Source organism: Staphylococcus shinii (assembly GCF_017583065.1).
In the GTDB taxonomy this organism is placed as follows: domain Bacteria; phylum Bacillota; class Bacilli; order Staphylococcales; family Staphylococcaceae; genus Staphylococcus; species Staphylococcus shinii.
On the sequence record NZ_JAGEVL010000007.1, the window covers coordinates 286700 to 311852 of the forward strand.

The 25153-nt window shown below is 33.1% G+C and carries 23 protein-coding genes and 1 tRNA gene; 18 read left to right on the plus strand and 6 right to left on the minus strand.

All coding sequences use genetic code 11. The features are described from left to right. Positions 1-174 precede the first annotated feature (174 nt). The 15 genes from prfB (at position 175) to J5E45_RS11095 (ending at position 18371) form a co-directional block, all read left to right on the plus strand. A protein-coding gene (gene prfB / locus J5E45_RS11025) for a peptide chain release factor 2 (protein ID WP_107548593.1) occupies positions 175-1291 on the plus strand; the annotation gives its coding sequence in 2 pieces (ribosomal slippage) (positions 175-246 and positions 248-1291; 1116 coding nt in all). A 476-nt stretch (positions 1292-1767) separates the two neighbouring features. After that, positions 1768-2706 carry a CHAP domain-containing protein gene (locus tag J5E45_RS11030; RefSeq protein WP_039068624.1) on the plus strand — a complete coding sequence of 313 codons (939 nt, stop codon included), beginning with the start codon at positions 1768-1770 and terminating at the stop codon, positions 2704-2706. Between the two features lie 298 nt (positions 2707-3004). Continuing rightward, positions 3005-3646 carry a YfbR-like 5'-deoxynucleotidase gene (locus tag J5E45_RS11035; RefSeq protein ID WP_029377670.1) on the plus strand — a complete coding sequence of 214 codons (642 nt, stop codon included), beginning with the start codon at positions 3005-3007 and terminating at the stop codon, positions 3644-3646. A gap of 5 nt (positions 3647-3651) precedes the next feature. Further along, on the plus strand, positions 3652-3882 hold the full coding sequence (locus J5E45_RS11040) for a CsbA family protein (RefSeq protein ID WP_101050353.1): 231 nt from the start codon (positions 3652-3654) through the stop codon (positions 3880-3882). 319 nt (positions 3883-4201) lie between these two features. Next, positions 4202-6184, plus strand: a complete 1983-nt coding sequence (gene uvrB, locus J5E45_RS11045) for an excinuclease ABC subunit UvrB (RefSeq protein ID WP_039068626.1) — start codon at positions 4202-4204, stop codon at positions 6182-6184. Between the two features lie 5 nt (positions 6185-6189). Then, complete coding sequence (uvrA, locus tag J5E45_RS11050; RefSeq protein ID WP_208182204.1) at positions 6190-9024, plus strand: excinuclease ABC subunit UvrA; 2835 nt, start codon at positions 6190-6192, stop codon at positions 9022-9024. Between the two features lie 291 nt (positions 9025-9315). Next, entirely contained in the window at positions 9316-10251 is a 936-nt protein-coding gene (hprK, locus tag J5E45_RS11055; protein WP_039068628.1) for an HPr(Ser) kinase/phosphatase, read from the plus strand. A gap of 3 nt (positions 10252-10254) precedes the next feature. Next, positions 10255-11091: a prolipoprotein diacylglyceryl transferase gene (gene lgt, locus J5E45_RS11060; protein ID WP_039068629.1), complete on the plus strand. Its 837-nt coding sequence runs from the start codon at positions 10255-10257 to the stop codon at positions 11089-11091. 9 nt (positions 11092-11100) lie between these two features. Continuing rightward, complete coding sequence (locus J5E45_RS11065; RefSeq protein WP_039068631.1) at positions 11101-11577, plus strand: acyltransferase; 477 nt, start codon at positions 11101-11103, stop codon at positions 11575-11577. Between the two features lie 21 nt (positions 11578-11598). After that, positions 11599-13035 carry a tetratricopeptide repeat protein gene (locus J5E45_RS11070; protein WP_039068633.1) on the plus strand — a complete coding sequence of 479 codons (1437 nt, stop codon included), beginning with the start codon at positions 11599-11601 and terminating at the stop codon, positions 13033-13035. A 64-nt stretch (positions 13036-13099) separates the two neighbouring features. Further along, the gene (gene trxB / locus J5E45_RS11075; protein WP_039068634.1) at positions 13100-14044 is read left to right on the plus strand and encodes a thioredoxin-disulfide reductase; all 945 of its coding nucleotides are present in this window, start codon (positions 13100-13102) and stop codon (positions 14042-14044) included. Positions 14045-14403: 359 nt separating this feature from the next. Next, positions 14404-15330, plus strand: coding sequence for an RNase adapter RapZ (rapZ, locus tag J5E45_RS11080; RefSeq protein ID WP_039068635.1), 927 nt, complete (start codon positions 14404-14406; stop codon positions 15328-15330). Next, the gene (locus tag J5E45_RS11085; RefSeq protein ID WP_101050347.1) at positions 15317-16321 is read left to right on the plus strand and encodes a gluconeogenesis factor YvcK family protein; all 1005 of its coding nucleotides are present in this window, start codon (positions 15317-15319) and stop codon (positions 16319-16321) included. Before rapZ ends, J5E45_RS11085 begins: the two co-directional genes overlap by 14 nt. A gap of 34 nt (positions 16322-16355) precedes the next feature. After that, complete coding sequence (whiA, locus tag J5E45_RS11090) at positions 16356-17300, plus strand: DNA-binding protein WhiA (RefSeq protein WP_039068636.1); 945 nt, start codon at positions 16356-16358, stop codon at positions 17298-17300. Positions 17301-17525: 225 nt separating this feature from the next. Further along, complete coding sequence (locus J5E45_RS11095; RefSeq protein ID WP_069792695.1) at positions 17526-18371, plus strand: YitT family protein; 846 nt, start codon at positions 17526-17528, stop codon at positions 18369-18371. A 232-nt stretch (positions 18372-18603) separates the two neighbouring features. Here J5E45_RS11095 and J5E45_RS11100 read toward each other — a convergent pair. Then, a tRNA-Arg gene (locus J5E45_RS11100) sits at positions 18604-18675 on the minus strand. 154 nt (positions 18676-18829) lie between these two features. Here J5E45_RS11100 and clpP point away from each other — a divergent pair. Continuing rightward, positions 18830-19414 (plus strand): ATP-dependent Clp endopeptidase proteolytic subunit ClpP, encoded by a 585-nt coding sequence (gene clpP / locus J5E45_RS11105; RefSeq protein ID WP_017722486.1) that lies wholly within the window; start codon positions 18830-18832, stop codon positions 19412-19414. Positions 19415-19659: 245 nt separating this feature from the next. Here the strand turns inward: clpP and J5E45_RS11110 are convergent, their stop codons facing one another. From J5E45_RS11110 to J5E45_RS11120, 3 genes are all read right to left on the minus strand, one after another. Next, the gene (locus J5E45_RS11110; RefSeq protein WP_039068638.1) at positions 19660-19869 is read right to left on the minus strand and encodes a hypothetical protein; all 210 of its coding nucleotides are present in this window, start codon (positions 19867-19869) and stop codon (positions 19660-19662) included. Between the two features lie 23 nt (positions 19870-19892). Continuing rightward, a complete protein-coding gene (locus J5E45_RS11115; protein WP_039068640.1) occupies positions 19893-20789 on the minus strand; it encodes a TIGR01777 family oxidoreductase in 897 nt (298 codons plus the stop codon). A 511-nt stretch (positions 20790-21300) separates the two neighbouring features. After that, a complete protein-coding gene (locus tag J5E45_RS11120; RefSeq protein ID WP_069792693.1) occupies positions 21301-21489 on the minus strand; it encodes a hypothetical protein in 189 nt (62 codons plus the stop codon). 284 nt (positions 21490-21773) lie between these two features. On the opposite strand from J5E45_RS11120, the gene J5E45_RS11125 reads away from it, so the two are divergent. Then, positions 21774-22460, plus strand: a complete 687-nt coding sequence (locus J5E45_RS11125) for a DUF4887 domain-containing protein (protein ID WP_208182206.1) — start codon at positions 21774-21776, stop codon at positions 22458-22460. A gap of 125 nt (positions 22461-22585) precedes the next feature. On the opposite strand, the gene isaB is transcribed toward J5E45_RS11125, so the two are convergent. Next, on the minus strand, positions 22586-23101 hold the full coding sequence (isaB, locus tag J5E45_RS11130) for an immunodominant staphylococcal antigen IsaB family protein (RefSeq protein WP_107548600.1): 516 nt from the start codon (positions 23099-23101) through the stop codon (positions 22586-22588). 383 nt (positions 23102-23484) lie between these two features. Then, complete coding sequence (locus J5E45_RS11135; RefSeq protein WP_107548601.1) at positions 23485-23715, minus strand: hypothetical protein; 231 nt, start codon at positions 23713-23715, stop codon at positions 23485-23487. Between the two features lie 370 nt (positions 23716-24085). On the opposite strand from J5E45_RS11135, the gene J5E45_RS11140 reads away from it, so the two are divergent. After that, complete coding sequence (locus tag J5E45_RS11140) at positions 24086-25102, plus strand: sugar-binding transcriptional regulator (RefSeq protein ID WP_039068644.1); 1017 nt, start codon at positions 24086-24088, stop codon at positions 25100-25102. Positions 25103-25153 lie beyond the last annotated feature (51 nt).

Genomic DNA, 25153 nt, shown 5'->3' on the forward strand with positions numbered 1-25153 from the left:
TTAACTTCCGGTTTAATTTTTTGTCTTAAAACAATATGCTGAATATAGAGAAGATTCAATGTAAAGTTGAAATGTTAAGTCGAAGTTCTGTAGAATAGTGACGTTGGATAAAATAAATGAGATTAATAAGTAAGTGTAAGTATTTCATTTAAATGATAATAGGAGAGATGCAAAATGGAATTATCAGAAATTAAGCGTAATATTGATGCTTATAGAGAAAGATTAGAACAACTTAGGGGGTCTCTTTGACTTAGAGGAAAAAGAGACGAATATTAAAGAATTTGAAGAGATGATGACAGATCCTACATTTTGGGATGACCAAGATAAAGCACAAAAGGTGATTGATAAGAATAATGCTTTAAAATCAATTGTTAATGCTTATAGGTCTCTCGAATCAACTCTGGAAGATATGGACACTACAAGAGCATTGTTATTAGAAGAAAATGATGACACATTGAAGCAAGAATTAGAACAAGAAGTCTATTCATTTGAAAATGAGTTAGACAACTTTGAATTACAATTGTTGCTAGATGGCCCTTATGATACAAACGACGCTATTATGGAGTTACATCCTGGTGCAGGTGGTACTGAGTCGCAAGATTGGACTAACATGCTCTTGAGAATGTATCAACGTTACTGTGAGCAAAAAGGCTTTAAAGTAGAAATTGCTGACTACTTACCTGGTGACGAAGCTGGAGTTAAAAGCGTGACTATAATTGTAAAAGGTCATAATGCTTATGGTTATTTGAAAGCTGAAAAGGGTGTGCATCGTCTTGTTCGAATTTCTCCATTTGATTCTTCAGGACGTAGACACACATCATTTGCATCATGTGACGTAATCCCACAATTTAATAATACTGAGATAGAAATTGAAGTTAATCAAGATGACATTACAATTGATACTTTTAGAGCATCAGGTGCAGGCGGGCAGCACATTAATAAAACTGAATCAGCCATCCGAATTACACACCATCCAACTGGTATCGTTGTAAATAACCAAAATGAACGTTCTCAAATTAAAAACAGAGAAGCGGCTATGAAGACTTTGAAATCTAAGTTATATCAATTGAAAATTGAAGAACAAGAACAAGAAATGGCAGAAATTCGAGGAGAACAAAAAGACATAGGCTGGGGTAGTCAAATCAGATCTTATGTATTCCATCCATATGCTATGGTTAAAGACCATCGTACTAATGCAGAAACTGGGAAAGTTGATGCGGTAATGGATGGAGATATTAATTCATTTATAGAAGCATATTTACGTAGCCAGATGGATCATAGTGAAAAATAATCACAAATGAAACTAAATTACACGAAATAAAATAGCAATCTGAAATTTGGTAGTATATAAGGGATGAGGTAGTAATCAATTGTAAAATATTGATTGATATCTCGTTCCTTTATTTTTTGGAATTTTATAGCAGATAGCAAATGAATGACATGTGAACTAAACATAAAGAGAGAGGTAGTTATACATTTAAAAAGAGGATAAATATATAATTGCATATTTTTTATGATTTTAAAATATAAATTATTGGATGCAAAATACATTTTTAAATATTACATAGTCTAGTAGTGGTGAAATGATATTGTTTCTTTAAATACAGTGATGTCAAGGTGCTGAGCTATTTTTCAATGAAATAAATTTACTCATTTAAATTCAAAATTGACTGTTGTATTACAGTATAATAACAATCGCAAATGTCTAGGGGTTATGTGCTATATTATTGTTGATTAAAATTAAGACAGTAAAGGATGAAATACTTAATGAAGAAAGGGTTAACATTTTCTATAACTACGGCAGCAATGTTTTTTGGAATAAATGGTGTAGCATCTGCAGACCAAATCCATACAGTGAAAGAAAATGCTAAATTAACAGATATAGCTCAAGCATTTGCAACATCAACTAATGAAATTCAAAGCTTAAACCAAATAGATAAAAGAGAATATGTGCAAGCAGGAGAAAGATTAGTACTTCCAGATGATGATATTGTAGAAGTAAAAGCTGGTGATTCAATTCAAAGTATCGCAACAGCACATCAACTTACAGTTGATCAAATTGTCCAGTTAAATCCAAATTTAAGAGAAATGATTTATCCAGGTCAACTTATAGCAGTCTCTGAGAAAGGTTCAGCACATTTAAACAATCAATTACAGCAAATATTTAGTGAACATGTTGGTGAGCAAAATGATAATTACAATGCAACTACTTATGAACAATCAATACCAAATCATATTGCAACTTCATCAAGTGTATCATCTGTTGCACCACAAGCATGGTCATATGTTAACTCACAAGACACAGGGGTAGACAACCAATATACGTATGCCAATCAAAATGCGGAATCTACAGGACAGTATAGTCCAGTGCAACAAGCTTCAAATGGTAATAACTATTATACTTGGGGACAGTGCACATATTACGCTTTCGATAGACGACAGCAACTAGGAAAGTCTGTAGGTAATTTATGGGGGAACGCAAATAATTGGGCTTCAGCAGCTCGCCAAAATGGCTATCAAGTAAACCATACGCCAGAAGTTGGAGCTATTTTTCAAAGCACTGCAGGCAACTATGGCCATGTAGGTGTAGTGGAACGTAAAAATTCAGATGGGTCAATCCTTGTGTCAGAGATGAACTGGCAAGGGGTAGGCCAAAAATCTTATAGAACTGTACATAACACAGGACAGTATAATTATATTCACTAACAAATACCATAGCCCTCAGTCTACAAATATATTAATAATTTATTTTATAATATAATGAGCGAAATCGATAGCTATATTAATTTGATAGAATGAATATAGAAAAAGTTTTAATAAGTTGAAGATTCTGTACGAGGGAGTGGGACAATGAAATCATTGTAGCGTAATGTGATTTCGCTGTTCCACTCCCTCATTATATTAAATATTTATTTTCAAGGATATTAGTAAGACATTTTATTTGTTGAGTGATATTATGAAAATAAGTATAATGATACATTAAATAAACTTAGGAGGCGATGTCATGGGAGTACATCAATATTTTAAACGCTTATCTGATTTAGAAAAATTAATTAGATTGCCAGGTAAATTTAAGTATTTCGAGCATAACGTCGCTGCCCACTCATTCAAAGTAACTAAAATAGCTCAATATTTAGGGACAGTTGAAGAATATCATGGGAATGAAGTGGATTGGAAAAGCTTATATGAAAAGGCATTAAATCATGATTTCGCAGAAATATTTACAGGAGATATTAAAACACCTGTAAAATATGCTAGTGGAGAATTAAAGAAATTATTCTCACAAGTAGAAGAGGAAATGGTAGATCATTTTATAAATGAAGAGATTCCAGAACCATATCAAGCTATCTATAGAGAAAGACTACAAGAAGGTAAGGATGATTCGTTAGAAGGTCAATTGCTTTCGGTAGCTGATAAAATAGATTTATTATATGAAACATTTGGAGAAATTCAAAAACGTAACCCAGAACAATTATTTTTTGAAATATATGAAATGTCATTAGAGACAATCATGCAATTTGATCACCTTAGCTCGGTACAAGATTTTATAGAAAATATCATTCCTGAAATGTTGACAGAAAAATTTATTCCAAAATCAGAATTACGAGAAACAACCATGGCTATTTTGAATAATAGAAACGGGTGAAACGAATGATTTGGTATGCGCTTGCGGCTTTTTTTCCTTGTATTTTTGTTGTGTTATTTAGTGTATTAACGAGAAATAAATGGGTAGGCACAATTCTGACATTAGTTATAATAGGTGCGTCTGTACAAAAAGGATTCTTCCATAGCGAATGGATTATTTTTATAGATGTAGTGTCTATGTTGGCAGGGTATCTCATTATTGATCAATTAGAATTGCACAAAAAAGAAGACGAATGAAAAGTAAGTATTGAGCAACCCAATTGCTATAATTGAATAAGCGCTTTATAATTATATGGCTTGAGATAATCAAGAATATGATTATAATCCTAATTTATGCAAACATGGTAGATTGACTATGTTTGTTTTTTATTTATAGAGAACAAGATTAACTAAAACGAACAAATGTTTGCTTTCGTGTTTGTTAATCTGTTAAAATATGTAACGAGTATGAGCACCTTCGGAAAAAATTACGCCAAATAAGTAATATATATAACCTAATAAGGAAATTTGAAATAGGTTCTAAGCGTTAGAAATGATATAGGAGGTATGGGTTAATATGGAACATTATCCGTTTAAACTACATTCTGATTTTGAGCCCCAAGGGGATCAGCCAGAAGCTATAAAAAAAATTGTGAATGGTGTCAATGAAGGAAAAAGACATCAAACGTTACTTGGAGCTACAGGTACAGGTAAAACTTTTACAATGAGTAACGTTATTAAACAAGTGGGTAAACCTACATTAATTATTGCACATAATAAAACGCTAGCAGGTCAATTATATAGCGAATTCAAAGAATTCTTCCCTGAAAATAGAGTAGAATATTTTGTCAGTTATTATGATTATTATCAACCAGAAGCTTACGTGCCATCAACAGATACTTTTATAGAAAAAGATGCCTCTATTAATGATGAAATTGATCAATTACGACATTCAGCAACTAGTGCATTATTTGAAAGAGATGATGTCATTATCATAGCCAGTGTAAGTTGTATTTACGGTTTGGGTAACCCAGAAGAATATCGTGATTTAGTTGTAAGTGTTCGTGTCGGCATGGAAATGGATAGAAGTGAATTGCTAAAAAAATTAGTTGATGTGCAATATACGAGAAATGATATTGATTTTAGACGTGGTACATTCCGTGTTAGAGGTGATGTAGTAGAAATATTCCCAGCCTCAAGAGAAGAAATGTGTATTAGAGTAGAATTTTTTGGTGATGAAATAGATCGCATTCGTGAAGTGAACTACTTAACTGGTGAAGTGTTAAGAGAACGAGACCACTTTGCCATTTTCCCAGCTTCCCACTTCGTAACACGTGAAGAAAAAATGAAATTAGCTATCCAAAGAATTGAAAATGAATTAGAAACACGTTTGACTGAATTACGTTCTGAAAATAAATTACTAGAAGCGCAACGTTTAGAACAGCGTACAAACTATGACCTAGAGATGATGAGAGAAATGGGCTTTTGTTCAGGAATAGAAAACTATTCCGTTCATCTTACTTTACGACCAACAGGTTCAACACCTTATACGCTTTTAGATTACTTTGGTGATGATTGGTTAGTAATGATTGATGAGTCACATGTTACGTTACCACAAATTAGAGGTATGTATAACGGCGACCGTGCTCGTAAACAAGTATTGGTTGACCATGGGTTCCGCTTACCGAGTGCTTTAGATAATAGACCATTAAAATTTGAAGAGTTTGAAGATAAGACTAAGCAACTAGTCTATGTATCTGCTACACCAGGTCCATTTGAATTAGAACATACAGATGAGATGGTACAACAAATTATCAGACCAACAGGTTTATTGGATCCTAAGATTGAAGTTAGGCCAACTGAAAATCAAATTGACGATTTAATTGGGGAAATTCAAGACCGTATTGATCGAAATGAGCGTGTCCTAGTAACTACTTTAACTAAAAAAATGAGTGAAGATTTAACTACCTATTTGAAAGAAGCAGGCGTAAAAGTTAACTACTTACATTCAGAAATTAAAACGCTAGAACGAATTGAAATTATTCGTGACTTACGAATGGGCACATATGATGTCATTGTCGGAATTAATTTATTAAGAGAGGGTATTGATATACCAGAAGTATCTCTTGTAGTGATATTAGACGCAGACAAAGAAGGATTCTTGCGTTCACAAAGATCACTTGTTCAAACAATTGGACGTGCTGCACGTAATAGTCGTGGTGAAGTTATTATGTATGGAGACAAGATTACTGACTCTATGCGTTATGCGTTGGATGAAACAGAAAGACGTCGCACTATCCAAGAAGCATATAATGAAAAATATAACATTACTCCTATGACAATTAATAAGAAGATACATGATGTGATTAGTGCTACTGTTGATAACAATGAAACTAATGATCAACAACAAACGGAAGTTCCTAAGAAAATGACAAAGAAAGAACGCGAAAAGACAATTGCAAATATAGAAAAAGAAATGAAGCAAGCAGCGAAAGATTTAGATTTCGAAAAAGCTACAGAGCTTAGGGATATGTTATTTGAATTAAAAGCAGAAGGGTGACACAAATGAAGCAACCATCCATTGTAGTAAAAGGGGCACGTGCCCATAATTTAAAAGATGTTGATATAGAAATACCTAAAGATAAACTTATAGTTATGACTGGACTTTCAGGTTCAGGTAAATCATCTTTAGCATTTGATACAATATATGCTGAAGGACAACGTAGGTATGTGGAATCATTAAGTGCATATGCAAGACAATTTTTAGGCCAAATGGATAAGCCAGACGTAGACACGATAGAGGGATTATCACCAGCTATTTCAATAGATCAAAAAACAACGAGTAAAAATCCAAGGTCTACTGTGGCAACCGTAACAGAAATTTATGATTATATTAGATTACTCTATGCACGCATTGGGAAACCATTTTGTCCTAATCATGGCATTGAAATAGAATCACAAACAGTACAGCAGATGGTCGATCAAGTCATGAAATTAGAGGCGCGTTCTAAGATTCAAATTCTTGCGCCAGTAATTACCCATAGAAAAGGTGCACAAGAGAAATTAATTGATGACATTAGTAAAAAAGGTTACGTACGTGTAAGAGTAGATGGTGAAATAACTGATGTAAATGAAGTGCCTGCATTAGATAAAAACAAAAACCACACTATCGAAGTAGTCATCGACCGTTTAGTTGTTAAAGAAGGCATTGAATCACGCTTGGCAGACTCTATCGAAACAGCATTACAACTTTCTGAAGGTAGTCTTATAGTGGATATCATTGACGGCGAAGAGTTAAAATTCTCGGAAAATCATGCTTGTCCGATTTGTGGATTTTCAATTGGCGAATTAGAACCACGTATGTTTAGTTTTAACAGTCCATTTGGTGCATGTCCAACCTGTGGTGGCTTAGGTCAAACACTTACTGTTGATTTAGATTTAGTTGTTCCTGATGCTAATAAAACGTTAAACGAAGGCGCTATTGTTGCTTGGGAATCATCTAGTTCTGATTATTATCCAACATTGTTAAGTCGTGTTTGTGAAGTGTTTAAAATAAATATGGATAAACCTTTTAAAAAACTTACAGATCGACAAAAGGATATCATTTTATATGGTTCAAAAGGTAAAGAAATTGAATTTACATTCACACAACGTAATGGACAAACGCGCAAACGTACAATGGAGTTTGAAGGAGTAATCAATAATATAAATAGAAGATATCATGATTCTCCATCTGAATTGGTAAGAGAAATGATGAGTAAATATATGACTGAATTGCCGTGTGAAACTTGTCATGGTAAACGTTTAAGTCGCGAAGCGCTATCTGTTTACATCGCCGGAAAAAATATTGGTGATGTCGTTGAACAATCCATTAAGGAAGCGTTGCATAGTTATGAACATATAGAATTATCTGAACAAGATAGAAAAATTGCTAATCAAATCTTAAAAGAAATCAATTCAAGATTAGAATTCTTATATAACGTTGGACTTGAATATTTAACATTGAATCGTGCATCTGGATCGCTATCTGGTGGCGAGGCACAACGTATTCGCCTTGCGACTCAGATTGGTTCGAGACTTTCAGGTGTACTTTATGTATTAGATGAACCTTCTATCGGCTTGCACCAAAGGGATAATGACCGTTTAATTAATACGTTAAAAGAAATGCGTGATTTAGGTAATACCTTAATCGTTGTTGAACATGATGACGATACAATGCGCGCAGCAGACTTCTTAGTTGATGTTGGTCCGGGCGCTGGTGAACATGGTGGAGAAATCGTTGCGAGTGGGACACCGAAACAGGTAATGAATAATAAGAAATCATTAACGGGCCAATATTTAAGTGGACAAAAACGCATTGAAGTACCAGAAGCACGTAGGCAGATTACAGATCGCAAAATTAGCGTGAAAGGTGCTAGAAGTAACAACTTGAAAGACGTAGATGTTGATTTCCCACTTTCAACAATGACTGTTGTCACAGGGGTTTCTGGTTCTGGTAAAAGTACATTAGTGAATGAAATACTATATAAATCATTAGCAAAACACATTAATAAATCTAAAGTAAAACCTGGAGATTATGATGAAATTCAAGGTATAGATCAATTAGATCGTATAATTGATATCAATCAATCTCCGATTGGCCGGACACCAAGGTCTAACCCAGCTACGTATACAGGTGTTTTTGATAATATACGAGATATCTTTGCGCAGACAAATGAAGCAAAAGTTAGAGGTTATACAAAAGGACGCTTTAGTTTCAACGTTAAAGGTGGGCGTTGTGAAGCGTGTAAAGGTGATGGTATTATAAAAATAGAGATGCATTTCTTACCTGATGTATATGTGCCTTGCGAAGTGTGTGGTGGCTCTAGATATAACCGTGAAACTTTAGAAGTAACATACAAAGGAAAAAATATTGCTGATATTTTAGCGATGACAGCTGAAGAAGCTACGTTTTTCTTTGAAAATGTACCCAAAATTCATCGTAAATTGAAAACATTAGTAGATGTTGGTTTAGGCTATGTAACGTTAGGCCAACCTGCGACTACTTTATCTGGCGGTGAAGCGCAGCGTGTGAAACTTGCTTCAGAGTTGCATAAACGATCTACAGGTCGATCAATTTATATATTAGATGAACCTACAACTGGTTTGCATGTTGACGATATTAGCCGCCTGTTAAAAGTGTTAAATACACTTGTCGAAAATGGTGACACTGTAGTTATTATAGAACATAATCTAGACGTAATTAAAATGGCTGACCACGTCATAGATTTAGGCCCAGAAGGTGGCGATGGCGGCGGTACACTTGTTGCTACTGGTACGCCTGAAGCAATTACAGAAGTTGAAGAAAGTTATACAGGACGGTATTTAAAACCAGTATTAGAGAGAGATACAGTTAAATAAACAATCATGTTTCAGTACACATTGATGAACTATATTAAAAGTACAAAATTAGAATCCTCACAAATAACACATAATAGTGTTGTTTGTGAGGATTCTTTTTCTGGTTTTACTATAAAAATATATAATTATTAGATGAACGAACTAAAAATTGAAGATATCGTTTATAATTAATTAAGAAGTGATGAATTAAATTATTGATCTCCTACACTTTTTAATATGGATTATCTATTCTTTTTGATATGATAATAAATATACTATAAATGTCGGAGAAATATTGATAGAGGTGAACCAATGTTAACTACAAAAAGTTTAGTAGAACGCTTCGAACTTGAAATGATTGCAGGAGAAGCAGGACTAAATAAGCAAATTAAAAACACTGATATTTCAAGGCCTGGATTGGAAATGGCGGGGTATTTCTCTCACTATGCTTCAGACCGTATTCAATTATTAGGTACTACAGAATTATCTTTTTATAATTTATTGCCAGATGAAGAACGTAAAGGACGCATGAGAAAATTATGCCGACCTGAAACACCGGCAATTATTGTGACGAGAGATTTAGAACCACCAGAAGAATTGATTGAAGCTGCAAAAGAACATGAAACACCTTTAATTACTTCTACAATTGCTACTACTCAATTAATGAGCCGTTTGACTACGTTTTTAGAACATGAACTAGCTAGAACGACGTCGCTTCACGGTGTGCTTGTCGATGTGTATGGTGTAGGAGTACTAATAACTGGTGATTCTGGTATTGGTAAAAGTGAAACAGCTTTAGAATTAATTAAAAGAGGGCATAGACTTGTAGCAGACGATAATGTTGAAATAAGAGAAATTAGTAAAGATGAATTAATTGGAAGAGCTCCAAAATTAATAGAACATTTACTAGAAATTAGAGGTTTGGGCATTATCAATGTTATGACTTTATTTGGTGCTGGATCAATTCTTACAGAAAAACGATTACGTTTGAATATTCATTTAGAAAACTGGCATAAAGAGAAATTATATGACCGTGTAGGATTAAATGAAGAAACTTTACGTATCTTAGATACAGAAATCACGAAGAAAACGATACCGGTAAGACCTGGTCGTAACGTAGCAGTTATCATTGAAGTAGCAGCGATGAATTACAGACTAAACATTATGGGTATTAATACCGCTGAAGAATTTAATGATCGTTTAAATGCAGAAATTTTACGTAATGGTAATAATGGTGAGGAGAAATAAGTAATGTTGACATTAAACTATATCGATCCTATTGCATTTGAATTAGGACCGATTTCAGTCCGATGGTACGGCATCATCATTGCGGCTGGTATACTATTAGGCTATTTCATAGCACAAGCTAGTGTAAAAAAGATTGGTTATGACCAAGATACGCTAGTTGATATTATTTTTTGGAGTGCAATATTAGGCTTTATTGTGGCAAGAATCTATTTTGTTATTTTTCAATGGCCTTATTACATACAAAATCCAATTGAGATACCAATGATATGGCATGGTGGTATTGCGATACACGGTGGTTTAATTGGAGGATTTGTTACTGGCATTATTATTTGTAAACAAAAGAACATTAACCCTTTTCAAATTGGTGATGTAATTGCACCTAGTATGATTCTTGGACAAGGTATTGGAAGGTGGGGGAATTTCATGAATCATGAAGCCCATGGTGGACCAGTTTCAAGATCTGTGCTTGAAAATTTACATATCCCTAATTTTATTATTGATAATATGTACATTGAGGGTAAATATTATCAACCAACATTTTTATACGAATCTATATGGGATATCTTAGGTTTTGTTATATTGATTTTATTAAGAAAACATCTACGTATTGGTGATACATTCTGCCTTTATTTAATTTGGTATTCTATCGGGAGATTTTTCGTGGAGGGCATGCGCACGGATAGTTTAATGTTAACAAGCGATATTCGTGTAGCACAGTTAATGTCTATAATCTTAATTTTAGTTGGTATTATCATAATGATTGTTAGAAGGGTGAAATATCATTCGCCACGTTATAAAGATGTTGGGCCGTTATCATGGCCAAATACCAAAGTGAAGTGATAAAATAGCATGCGGAATTTAAAAAGACTAAAGTCACAAGTCAGAAATCCACTGTGGCATATGTACCGTTATATAAGGTTTGTTAAAATTTTCAAGCAAACAGTGATTATTGAAATTTGTCGATATTTACCTATAGTAAAGTTAAAACATTGGATATATCGTAAATTTCTAAAAATGAATATCGGAGCAGAAACTGCATTTGCGTTTAAAGTTGTTCCAGATTTACTATATCCAGAATATATTACAATAGGTAAAAATTGTGTCATTGGATATAACACAACTATTTTGACGCATGAGTTTCTAGTGAATGAGTTTAAAACAGGGCCAGTCTGTATTGGAAACAATACATTAATTGGAGCGAACGTTACTATTTTGCCTGGTGTTACGATAGGTAATAATGTCAAGATAGGTGCGGGCGCCGTTGTATCTAAAGATATACCGGATAATTCGCTGGCTTATGGGAATCCCATACAAATTAAAAGTTAAAAACATAGGAGGTGATCATGGATGGCGCATAACGACAATGTAATACCGATGAAGTTAGATAGTCAATTTTATAAAAAATTAGGTGAGCAAAAATTTCACCAACAAGATTATAAAAAGGCTGCAGAATATTATAGAAAAGTGCTTGAAATGTCACCTCAAGATTTTGATACAAAAGTAAAATATTCGGAATGTCTAGTAAATATAGGACTAGGTAATAAGGCGGAACATCTTTTTTATGAAAGTATAGCGCAAGATGAATTTGTGGAAGAAAGCTATTTCCAACTTAGCCAACTTAATATTACGATGAATGAAGCCAATAAAGCATTCCTATTTGGAATCAATTATATTACAATGTCTGACGATGAAGATTATAGAGATGAACTTGAAGAGATGTTTGAAGTTTCCTACCATTCTGCTGAAAAAATTGAAACAGAAAGCCAACTATTTGCCATACAACTCATTTTTCAATATTTATTCTCCCAAGGTCGTTTACCAGAAGCAAGGAATTTTATTTTAAATCAAAATGATGACATACAAGCACATCGCGTCGTACGTAATTTGTTAGCAATGTGTTATTTATATTTAAATGAATATGATACGGCAAAAGAGATGTTTGAACGCTTATTGAGTGAAGATAATAGTGATGTACATGCCTTATGTCATTATACGTTATTACTATATAACACAAATGATAAAGAGAAATATCAACGTTACTTAAAAATTTTAGGAAAAGTAATGCCGATGAATGATGACGAATCGTTCAAATTAGGTATCGTTCTATGTTATTTAAGACAATATGAAGCATCACAAAAGATACTACTGCCCCTATATAGAAAAGGAAAATTCCTTTCTATACAAATGTACAATGCACTCAGTTATAATAATTACTATTTAGGAAATTTGGAAGATAGTAAATATTTTTGGTCCAAACTACAAGAGATTACGCAAGTAGACGTTGGGCATGCTCCGTGGGTTATAGAAGAAAGTAAAGCTTACTTTGATCAACAAATCTTACCATTATTATTAAATGACGATAGTCACCATAGATTGTATGGCATTTTTTTACTTAATCAATTAAAGGGAAGAGAAGTATTATTGACCCAAGAAATTTGGGGCGTACTAGAATCTATGAATGATTATGAAAAATTATATTTAACATACCTTATACAAGATTTAAAATTAAATAAGTTAGATTTTATTCATAGAGGTTTGTTAATGCTTTATGATGTGGAATCATTGAAAAATAATGAAGAATTATTTATTATATGGATTGATCAAGCGGAAGCAATTATTTCTGAAAAAGTAGACTTAACTAATGTGGATGATTATGTAGCGGCATTTGTGTATATGTATTTTCGAAACACTGATATTAAAGTGACGAAACAACAAGTGTTAGACTGGTTCAATATCTCAGCATATCGTTTAAATAAAACAATCGATTATTTAGTGAGCATATAAGTTTATAAAATGCAAGAAATCATATATACTGCGCATAATGAATTATTAAATAGGAGGCAATTAAATGGCTGAACAAGTGGATTTTGATATTGCAATTATCGGTGCAGGTCCAGCAGGTATGACTGCTGCAGTTTACGCATCTCGTGCAAATTTAAGCACTGTAATGATAGAACGTGGCATGCCTGGTGGTCAAATGGCGAATACAGAAGAAGTTGAAAACTTCCCAGGATTTGAAATGGTTACAGGTCCAGACTTATCTACAAAAATGTTTGAACACGCGAAAAAATTCGGTGCAAAATATCAATATGGTGATATTAAATCAATTGAAGATAAAGGATCATATAAAGAAATTAATCTTGGTAATAATGTAATTACAGCTCATGCAGTTATCATTTCAACTGGTGCAGAATATAAAAAAATTGGTGTTCCAGGTGAACAAGAACTTGGCGGTCGTGGTGTAAGTTACTGTGCAGTTTGTGACGGCGCATTCTTTAAAGGTAAAAAATTATTTGTTATCGGCGGTGGTGATTCAGCTGTTGAAGAAGGAACATTCCTTACAAAATTTGCTGACAGTGTAACAATCGTTCACCGTAGAGATGAATTACGTGCACAAAAAATACTTCAAGATCGCGCATTTAAAAACGACAAAATTGATTTTATCTGGAGTCATACGTTAAAAACTATTAATGAAAAAGATGGAAAAGTCGGTTCTGTCACTTTAGAATCAACTAAAGATGGTGCAGAACAAACATTTGATGCAGATGGTGTATTCATTTATATCGGTATGAAACCATTAACAGTACCTTTCCAAGATTTAGGTATTACAAACGAAGTTGGTTATATCTTGACTAATGAAGATATGAGTACCAATATTCCTGGTATCTATGCAGCAGGCGATGTTCGTGAAAAAGGCTTACGTCAAATTGTAACTGCCACAGGTGATGGAAGTATTGCAGCACAAAGTGCAATTGCATATATTGAACACCTTAAAGATACAATTGAAGCATAATTTAAAAATTAACTGAGGCATTAGAATCAATGAATGAACCTCAGTTATGCAATTATTGCTAGGATGTCAAACTTACAGTGGATTGTAAGTGAATACATTCTAGCTTTTTTTACATAAAAAATTATACATGTCGAAATGTTGTCATGATTAAATTTTAAAAATTAAAGTCACTCAATATAAATAATCTCATATTGACAAATGCTTAGACTACTACCTCCGACCTTTTTCATGTAAAATGGTATATGATACTATAAGACTATTAGCTATAAATGAATCACTTTAAAGAATGAATACAAAGGTGATTCAACGTAACGATTGGACTATTATTATGATAAATAAACAACGGATGGTGTGAAAAGATGCAACCGGAAGAACAAGATATTGTGAAAAGTGAGTTATTAGTTGTTACAGGTTTGTCAGGTGCCGGAAAGTCTGTAGTTATACAGAGCTTAGAAGACATTGGATATTTTTGTGTAGATAATTTACCACCAATTCTTTTACCAAAATTCGTCGAACTTATGAGACAAGGTAATCCTTCTTTACAAAAAGTAGCGATTGCAATCGATTTAAGAGGTAAAGAATTATTCAAGTCACTTGTTAAAGAAATTGATTTAATCAAAGGTGATTCAGATGTTATCGTTGATATGATGTTTTTAGAAGCATCTGATGAAAAATTGATTTCCAGATACAAAGAAACACGTCGTGCACATCCATTGAACGAAAGAGGACAGCGCTCATTAATTGAATCTATTGAAGAAGAACGTGAACTATTGACTGAGATTAAAAGCTTGGCAAACTATACAATTGATACTTCACAAATGAAACCAAAAGAATTGCGCAAACGTATTGGTGATTATTTCAATCAAAGTAACTATCAAACTTTTAATATAAATGTAACTAGTTTTGGTTTTAAGCATGGTATTCAAATGGACGCTGACTTAGTGTTTGATGTAAGATTTTTACCTAATCCACACTATGTTGATGATTTGAGACCGTTAACTGGTGAAGATGAAGCAGTCTATAAATATGTCATGAAGTGGAAAGAAACAGAAACTTTTTATGAAAAATTAATAGATTTATTAAAATTTATGATTCCAGGTTACAAAAAAGAAGGTAAATCTCAACTTGTTATTGCCATTGGGTGTACTGGTGGACAACATCGTTCTGTCGCATTAGCCAAACGAATCGGAGCAGAACTCAAAGAGAGTTTTGACTATAATGTTTATGTGCATCATAGAGATGCACATGTCGAAAGTGGCGTGAAGCATAAAGATGAGAAGAATTAAACTTGTACTTATAGGTGGAGGTACTGGTTTATCCGTTTTAGCACGAGGTTTAAAAGGCTACCCTATAGATATTACGACAATTGTAACAGTTGCCGATGACGGGGGCAGTACTGGGAAGATAAGAAGCGAAATGGATATACCTGCTCCAGGTGATATACGAAATGTAATTTCAGCATTAAGCGAAACTGAATCGACAATAGAACAATTATTTCAATATCGATTTAAAGAAAATCAAGTTGAAGGACACTCTTTAGGTAATTTATTGATTGCTGCACTTACAAATATTAATAATGATTTTGGACATGCAGTTAAAGAATTGAGTGAAATACTAAATATTAGAGGGCGTGTTATACCTTCAACAAATACAAGTGTAAGATTAAATGCGGTGATGGAAGATGGAGAAATTGTCTATGGCGAATCTAAAATACCTAAAAAAAACAAAAAAATAGAACGTGTATTTTTAGAGCCAGAGGATGTAGAACCAATGGAAGAAGCTGTGGAAGCTATTGAGGAAGCGGATCTAATTGTATTAGGTCCAGGCTCACTATATACGAGTGTTATATCTAATCTGTGTGTTAAAGGTATCTCTGAAGCATTACTTAAAGTTGACGTGCCTAAACTATATGTGTCGAATGTTATGACACAACCTGGGGAAACAAATCATTACACAGCACTCGACCACGTCAAAGCAATACATGATCACATAGGAAATAATTGTATTGACTACGCTATTTGTAGTACGCAAGCCTTTCATGGGGATGTAGTAGAACGTTATAGAGAAGATAATGCAGAACCTGTGCAATGTGATATAACTAAAATGGAAGCGCAAGGTATTAAAGTTTTTACACATCCAAACTTGGTTGAAGTTTCTACTGAAAATTATGTACGGCATAATACAGATGTTCTTTCAAAGATGATATATGAAATTGCTATGCAAGAAACAGAGACAATTGAATTTACACGCAAAAAAGAAAATGAAGAAAAACATTAGGTGAGACTATAAAGTTAAGAAGGGACTGATTGTAATGAGCTTTGCATCCGATATGAAGAATGAACTAACAAGAATAGAAGTAGATGAAGAGAATGCAAAAGCAGAGCTCAGTGCCCTTATTCGAATGAATGGTGCACTCAGTCTATCCAATCAGCAATTTGTTATCAACATCCAAACTGAAAATGCTACAACAGCTAGACGTATCTATTCACTAATCAAAAAAGTATTTAATGTTGAAGTAGAATTACTAGTAAGAAAGAAAATGAAGCTTAAAAAGAACAATATATATATTTGTCGCATTAAAGCACGAGCAAGAGAAATTTTAGATGAGTTAGGTATTTTAAAAAATGGTGTTTTCACACATGAAATTGATGAGGGCATGATTTATGAAGACGAAATGAAAAGAAGCTATTTAAGAGGTGCTTTTCTTGCTGGTGGTTCAGTGAATAACCCAGAAACATCTTCTTATCATCTTGAAATATTTTCATTGTACGAAGATCACTCTGAAGGTATTACACAATTGATGAATGAATACGAATTAAACGCCAAACATCTTGAACGGAAAAAGGGGAGTATAGCATATTTAAAAGAAGCAGAAAAAATATCAGACTTTCTTAGTTTGATTGGTGGTTTCCAAGCATTGTTAAAATTCGAAGATGTACGCATCGTACGTGATATGAGAAATTCTGTAAATAGACTAGTTAATTGTGAAACTGCAAATTTAAATAAAACAGTAAGTGCTGCAATGAAGCATGTTGAGAGTATCCATCTCATTGATAAAGAAATAGGATTAGATAATTTACCGGATAGGTTACGTGAAATTGCAAAATTAAGAATAGAACATCAAGAAGTATCGTTAAAAGAACTTGGTGAAATGATGTCGACTGGAAAGATATCTAAATCTGGCGTGAACCATCGTTTGCGCAAATTAAATGAAATGGCGGATAAAATACGTAGTGGCGAATCAATAGAGTTGTAATTTAGTGCAACAACAGGTCGATTTACTGTGTGGAAAATTTTTCTATATATAAACAAATTATATCTGGATATTTTTTTAATAATTATGCTAATATATTATAAAAGCAATCATTTCAATTACTGACACCTTGTTTAGGTGTCTTTTTTATATGATTAGAAAATTTGATTCTAAGGTTGAATCGAGGCGAAGTTTAATTAAGTAATTTAGACAATAAGGAGGGCATACATGTTAGATTTTATTAATAAGCATTATAGAAACATTATATTTTGTTTGATCGGTACATTAATTAACGCTATAGGGGTGAATTGCTTTTTACTTGGTTCTAACCTTGGTGATGGTGGGACTGTTGGCATATCACTTTCATTACTGTATGCCTTTGGTTTATCGCCTGCATGGACCTCTCTAATTATAAATACTATTGTTGTTTTTATTGGTTGGAAATTTTTAAGTAAAACAGTTGCTGTTTATACAGTAATATCAAATACTGCTCTGTCCTTCTTTTTACACTTAACTGAAAATATTAATCTCGGTATCGATAACTTTGTTATTAATTCGGTCTTTGGTGGCGCTATTATCGGTATTGGTGCTGGTTTAGTTATCTCAACAGGCAGTACGCTTGGTGGGACATCTGTTATTGCTAAAATAGTAAATAAATATACAGAGATTAAAACATCGCAAGGTATTTTTATACTTGATGCATTAGTAGTGCTTTCTTTTTTAATGGTATTACCGTTAGAAAACGTCTTATTTACAATTATTATGTTATTTGTTACTGAACGAGCAACGGCCTTTATTATTGAAGGGTTTAACCCTAAAAAAGCAGTTACTGTAATTTCAAATAAAAGTGAAACAATTAGCGATAAGATTAACGCTTTTACAGGTAGAGGTTCAACAATCCTTACTGGTAAAGGTGGATATGGTAAAAATGAAACACATATGCTTTATGTCGTTGTGCCACAGTCACAAGTGACAAGAGTGAAAAAACTTGTAAATGAAGAAGATGAAAATGCCTTTTTAGTGATACACGATGTTCGAGATGTGTTAGGTAGTACTTTTATTAATATGAGTTAAGTAATAAAACTGAAACTATGGATGCGTTGATTGAACAATGGCCAATTGGCAGATTTGCTAAACCAGAAGAAGTAATATCTGTCGTTCTATGGCTATGCCCTATATGAACGTGTTATATGATTGGAGAGCTGATATTAGAAGTTTGTGGTTTTATCATTTAGTAAGATATAAAAATGGGAATACCGTCGATTTGGTATTCCCATTTTATATGTATATAATTAAAAATTATAAGTCCCCTCGAAGGGAATCGAACCCCTATCTTAAGAACCGGAATCTTACGTGTTATCCATTACACTACGAGGGGATAAAAAACACATTAATCTTAGTGTACAAATCAAAATGGCTCCGGTCAATAAGAATAATTTAACTTTCATAAAAAAAGTGAGCGTTATTCTTTGACCATGTTTGACTTTTGAGTTAAAATAAGTTTATCAATTAGAAATAAGGAGGCAATATTAATGAATTTAATACCTACAGTAATTGAAACAACAAACCGTGGGGAACGTGCCTATGACATTTACTCACGTTTATTAAAAGATCGTATTATTATGTTAGGTTCACAAATCGATGATAATGTAGCAAACTCTATTGTTTCTCAATTATTATTCTTACAAGCGCAAGATGCTGAAAAAGATATCTATCTTTACATTAACTCACCAGGTGGTAGTGTAACTGCTGGTTTCGCAATTTATGATACAATCCAACACATCAAACCAGACGTACAAACAATTTGTATTGGTATGGCTGCGTCAATGGGTTCATTCTTACTTGCAGCTGGAGCAAAAGGTAAACGTTTTGCACTTCCAAACGCAGAAGTAATGATTCACCAACCATTAGGTGGCGCACAAGGTCAAGCTACAGAAATTGAAATTGCTGCTAACCACATTCTTAAAACACGTGCTAAATTAAATCAAATTTTAGCAGAACGTACAGGTCAATCAATCGAAAAAATTGAAAAAGATACTGATAGAGATAACTTCTTGTCTGCTGAAGAAGCAAAAGAATACGGTTTAGTTGACCAAGTAATGGTTCCTGAATCATAAAATTACAAGTTGGTAGATAAGCCACAAATAGAATTATGGCTTATTTCATACAATCCGGGACATAAATAGGTGTTCCGGATTTTTTATGCGCATTGTAATCTTGAACACTATAAATTTAACCGTTGCAAGATTGATTATCTTTCTTTAAGAATTAATAGTAATCAAATCCAAACATAATAATTAAGTAAATAAAAAACCAATCAAATGCAAAGATAGCACTTGGTTGGTTTTAGTTAAAAAGTATATTAAGAATCTTGGAATGTATTACTTTTTGAAGTGCTTTTACTGTTAAAGAAGAGTTTTAGTGCAAACACAGTAATAATTACTCCGGAAATGATTAAAAAGGATGAAACAACGAGCATCGGTATAGATTTCTCAAATGCAAAGCCACCATTTAACAATAGTAATAAACCAGAGATTAAAAGTAATACATGTGATAAACGATCATGTTTCATTTTTTAAATTCAGTCCTGTTCAATTAGTGTACTAAATCTTCTAAAGCTATTTTTAAATCTGGATATTTGAATTTAAAGTCAATTGCCTGTAGTTTATTAGGGATAACTTTTTGCGTATCAAGAATAACTGTAGACATTTGACCTAAGATAATTCGTAGTGCTAATGATGGTACCCATGTGTAATGAGGGCGATGGGTTGCGCGCGCCAGTGTGTAACCAAATAAATTTTGGTGTTCTACAATAGGTGCAGTAAAATTAAATACGCCTTGTGCTTCTTCTGTGTTAATAGTGTGAAGAATTGCTCTTGTTAAATCGTCAATGTGTATCCAAGAATACCACTGTCTTCCAGTGCCAATCTTACCACCAACGTATAATTCATATGGCAGTTTCATCATTGGTAAGGCACCGCCTTCTTTAGATAGCACCATACCAAATCTACCTATAACTACACGTGTACCTAATGATTCGAATTGACGAGCAAGACGCTCCCATTGATAGACTACTTCTGATAAGAAATCAAATGGTAACGTTTTGTATAATTCAGTATATGTGCGATATAAATCGGGTTTGTAATAACCGACAGCACTTGCGTTGAAGAATACTGAGGGTTTCTGCTCGCGCTCTTCAAACAATTCAAATAAGGCTTGCGTTGATTGTAATCGACTCACCATAATTTTTTGTTTATAGCTTTTAGTCCAACGCTTATTTAAACTTGCACCCGCAAGATTGATAACGATATCTATGTCAGGTACTCGTGCTTCCCAATCAGATTTTGACCAATTTACATAAGTGATTTTGGGATGTGATGTTGTTTTATCTTGTCTTGTTAAAATTGTAATATGTGCGTCACTTTGGACAATGGCTTCTACTAATTGTGTACCAACCATGCCTGTGCCACCTGTAATTAAATAGTTTTTCATTTTATCACCTCATAAATAGTAATGCCTAATGTTGCAATGGTTTTAAATGAAACAATCGCATCGCATTTGAAGGTCATAATTTTTTCAAAGATTGTTCAAGAATATGTCATTTACTTACCTTAAGAAGTATTTAAAACAAAGGAGTTTCGATTTATAATAAAAGTACCTTCGATATTAATTAATCATCTCTTAATTATTTCGAGTATACCCCATAATATACTAACGAAGGTAAAATTTTGACTCCCTTTAGTAGCGAGGCTGGGACATAACTGTGTGTCTCGGCCTTAAGTACGTTATTAGCAGAAGTTAATTAGATTTTATCTATTTTATAATTCTATTTCGTTGCTAGTCATTTTATCGGTATGGGGTTATAACAAAAGCGTTTTGAAAAAGCATCTTTCATTTATACCTTCCTCTAAATCTATATTAACGCAATTAATGGCATGTAACTATCTTTTTACGTATTTACGCTTTTACAAAGGATTAATACGTTAGAAAGTTATATTTGTATCTACAGAAATAATAAAATAAAGCCTAAAAGACTAATTAATATTAAACTAATAAAAACTGTGAATGCAAAACGTGATTTTGAATGTTCTCTAGTCTTATGATTATCATTTTCCAACATAATTTGTCTAAGACCAGTGTTCGTATTTTTTGAGTGTTGATCTAAGTCATCAAAGAGTTCATGTTTTTTCAATTTAGAACACATCCTGTTATGATAATAGATATAAGCTAATCTTTTGAATTACTTTCTCTAAAGTATTGAAAGTGCAGATAAAATTAGATTAGTATTAAAGTAAATCATAAAATTTTATCATACACATGTATTTTACTATATATATGACTTTAAGATAACAACTAGATTAAAAAATTAGTTAATAAGTTTAATTAGCATATGAAATAGTGTAAAATATATATTTGATATTGAACGTATACACAGTAATTTTAAATGTATGATATAAATTGAAGTGAGGGGAGCATATGCCAAAGCATAATCAAAATAATAACTTTGATGACCAAGATAACAAGAAAATGAGTGGTTTTGCGAAAATAGTTAGTGGAGTAATTGTATTACTATTAGTAGGTGGACTCATATTTGCTATTTTTGCATTTGTAGATCATTCCAATAAAGCTAACGAACGTTTAGCGGATCAGAAACAAGAAGAAAAAGAGAAAACAAAAGAAGAAAAAGAGAAGAAAAAGAAAGAAAAATCTACTGAAGAATCCCAACAAACACAACAGACGCAGCAAACACAACAAGCTCCTCAGACGCAGCAAACACAACAGACGCAACAAACGCAACAAAGAACTCAACAACCTGCTACTGCTGAACGCACAACTGAAGAAAAGAAAAAACCAGAAAAAACAAAAGAAGCAACAACTGAGGAAGCAACAACTGAGGAAGCAACAACTGAGGAAGCAACAACTGAAGAAAGAACAACTGAAGAGCGTACGACAGAAGAAAAAACGACAGAAGAAAAAACACCGGAGCCTTCTACTGAAGAAAGAACAAGAGAACCATCAACAGAAGAAAAAACATCTGAGCCTACTACAGAGCAAAAAACAAGTCAAAGAAGCGCACAAAACAGCTCTCAAAATAGTACCCAAGAAAGATCGTCACAAAATAGCACTTCAAATAGAAGCGCACAAACATCTGAAGAAGACTAAAATACAGTTGAACAAGAATGCATCAATGCATTTGTTAATATTGAAAAGCCGGGCTGATAAGTAATCAGTCCGGCTTTATTTGTGTAAAATCATTTCAGAAATTAATGTTAGTTAGAGTTTTTTAATTATTTAGAAATAACTGTTCCTAAAGTCACTTCTGTCACGTAACCATTTTGGATATCAAATTTAATATTGTTACCATTTAAAATATATGAAATAGATTGACCTTTTGCTGTATTAACAACTTTACCTTCTCCCCATACTTTAACCAATTGTTCTTGAGAAATATGGTTTTTCTTAACAGGGAATTTAGCTTGGATTGCTTTGTTAGAAGCAAATTTCATTACTTTTTGGTCATGTACTTTAACTTCTTTTGCATATTTTTGGTAACTTAAAGCGCTTTGATTATCAGCGTATATATTGTAACCATTAAGCTTAACATTATTATGCTTTACAGCATTTTTAAAATTAGTATCTAATATGAAGTTACCATTTTGACCAGTCATACCAGAGTATGCGTACCAAGGTTTTGTCGCTGCCTCAGCAATATTATTTTGTGATGCAAATTGTGTTACTGTAGTCCCTAATAATGTGCTCAATGCGATACCGCCAGCTAAAATAACTTTTGTGAACTTTTTCATTTTTTTAAAACTCCTTTTAATAATTTTGTAATTGAATTGTTTGTAATCTTATAGTAATATATTTATAACAATGAGATTACAAATATTACAAGTATGTTACGGTATTTTTTGATTAGTTAGTAAAATTTTGCCTAAGAGCGGGGAATATTCAAAGAAGTTAAGTTGTTTTGAGAGGATAAAGAATAAACTGTCGCATAGCTTAAGTTACTATACAACAGTTATGAATATATAAGCATTATAATGAATTGAGATGTTAGAAAATAGATAGAAGCGTTTATTATTAAAAGGTAGATTCTATGTGGAAAGCATGTAATCAGGACTTAATAGTATAGTAGTTGAACGATGAAACATAACTTATAATCATCATTTTTGAAAATATAATTTTAAAATAAAAAATTGAGTAAGTAAGACACTAACGAAAATATAATGATTAAAGTAAAACAACCACCAAAACACCCTAAGGGGCCACAACCACAGCCGAAATGTTTTGTGTAATTTAAAGAGTGATGTTGATTGTTTGTAGGGATGTCTTGATTTTTTTTATTAAAGTAATCCTTATCCTTATAACGTTGATCATCTGGGTCAATAACTTCTGGATTATTATTGTTAGACATGCGTTTCTCTCCTCGACTTGTTTAATATATATTCATTTTAAAGATTTAATACATAGTATTCAATTAGAGTTGCTCAGTGTAGTGATCGGATTTAGAGAAAATGTGACAAACTCATTGATCCAATTAATTTAAGTATTGATGATTAACAAATTATATAGCGGGTAAATTGTTACTGTACGCAGATAAAAAATATTTGATTTTAATAGTAAATGTAGTTGATAAGATAAGGACTATTTTTGCTTGCAATTTCAAAACGATAGTAGTATTATTGCAAATATAAGAGGTTATATTTTTTTGTCCCGCCAGGGACGGAAAAAGTCAATCTATGGTTAGAACTTGACCCTTTATAAAGAAACGGAGGAGGATAGTAGTGAAGGATTTGATAAAAGTTCAACAAAAGCTTGTGCCAGAAATTGTTGAAAAAATGTATCGTCGTTTCTCGATTCTCACTACTATTTCAAAGCATCAACCCGTAGGTAGACGTAGTTTAAGTGAATATATGGATTTGACTGAACGTGTGCTTCGTTCTGAAACGGACATACTAAAGAAACAGGATTTGATTAAAGTTAAACCCACAGGTATGGAAATAACAGAAGCAGGTGAATTAACGGTCAGACAATTGAATGGTTATTTTAATGTCTATTCTGATGACCATCATCTTGCTCAAGTTATTAAAGAACAGTATGGAATCAAAGAAGTCTATGTCATACCAGGGGATTCAGACGCTGATCAAACAGTTAAGATTGAATTATCCCGTCAGGCAGGACAACTCGTTGAAGATGTACTTTATGAAAATGCAATTGTTGCAGTAACAGGTGGTTCAACAATGGCCTACGTTAGTGAAGCAATGCATCATCAACCATACAATGCGTTTTTCGTTCCTGCGAGAGGCGGACTTGGTGAAAATGTTGTTTATCAAGCAAACACAATTGCAGCTAGTATGGCACAGCAAACAAATGGTGATTACACAACGTTATATGTACCAGATAATGTAAGCGAAACGACGTATAATACGCTTATGTTAGAACCCTCCGTAATCCAGACACTAGAAAAAATCAAACAATCCAATATTACAATCCATGGCATTGGTGATGCGCTGAAGATGGCGCGAAGACGTCAATCACCTAATGAAGTTATAGAAAAACTTCAACATCACAATGCCTCGGGAGAAGCATTTGGATATTATTTCGATGATCAAGGCGATATCGTACACAAGGTAAAAACGATAGGACTTCAATTAGAAGATCTTGAGTCGAAAAAGTTTATTTTTGCTGTAGCAGGGGGTAAATCAAAAGGAGAAGCAATTAAAGCTTACCTTTCAATTGCTCCTAAAAACACTGTATTAATTACAGATGAAGGTGCAGCAAAAGCAATCGTAAACATATAGTAATAAAAAGTGATAACACTTTTTAAATATCATTTATTAAAGGAGGCCATT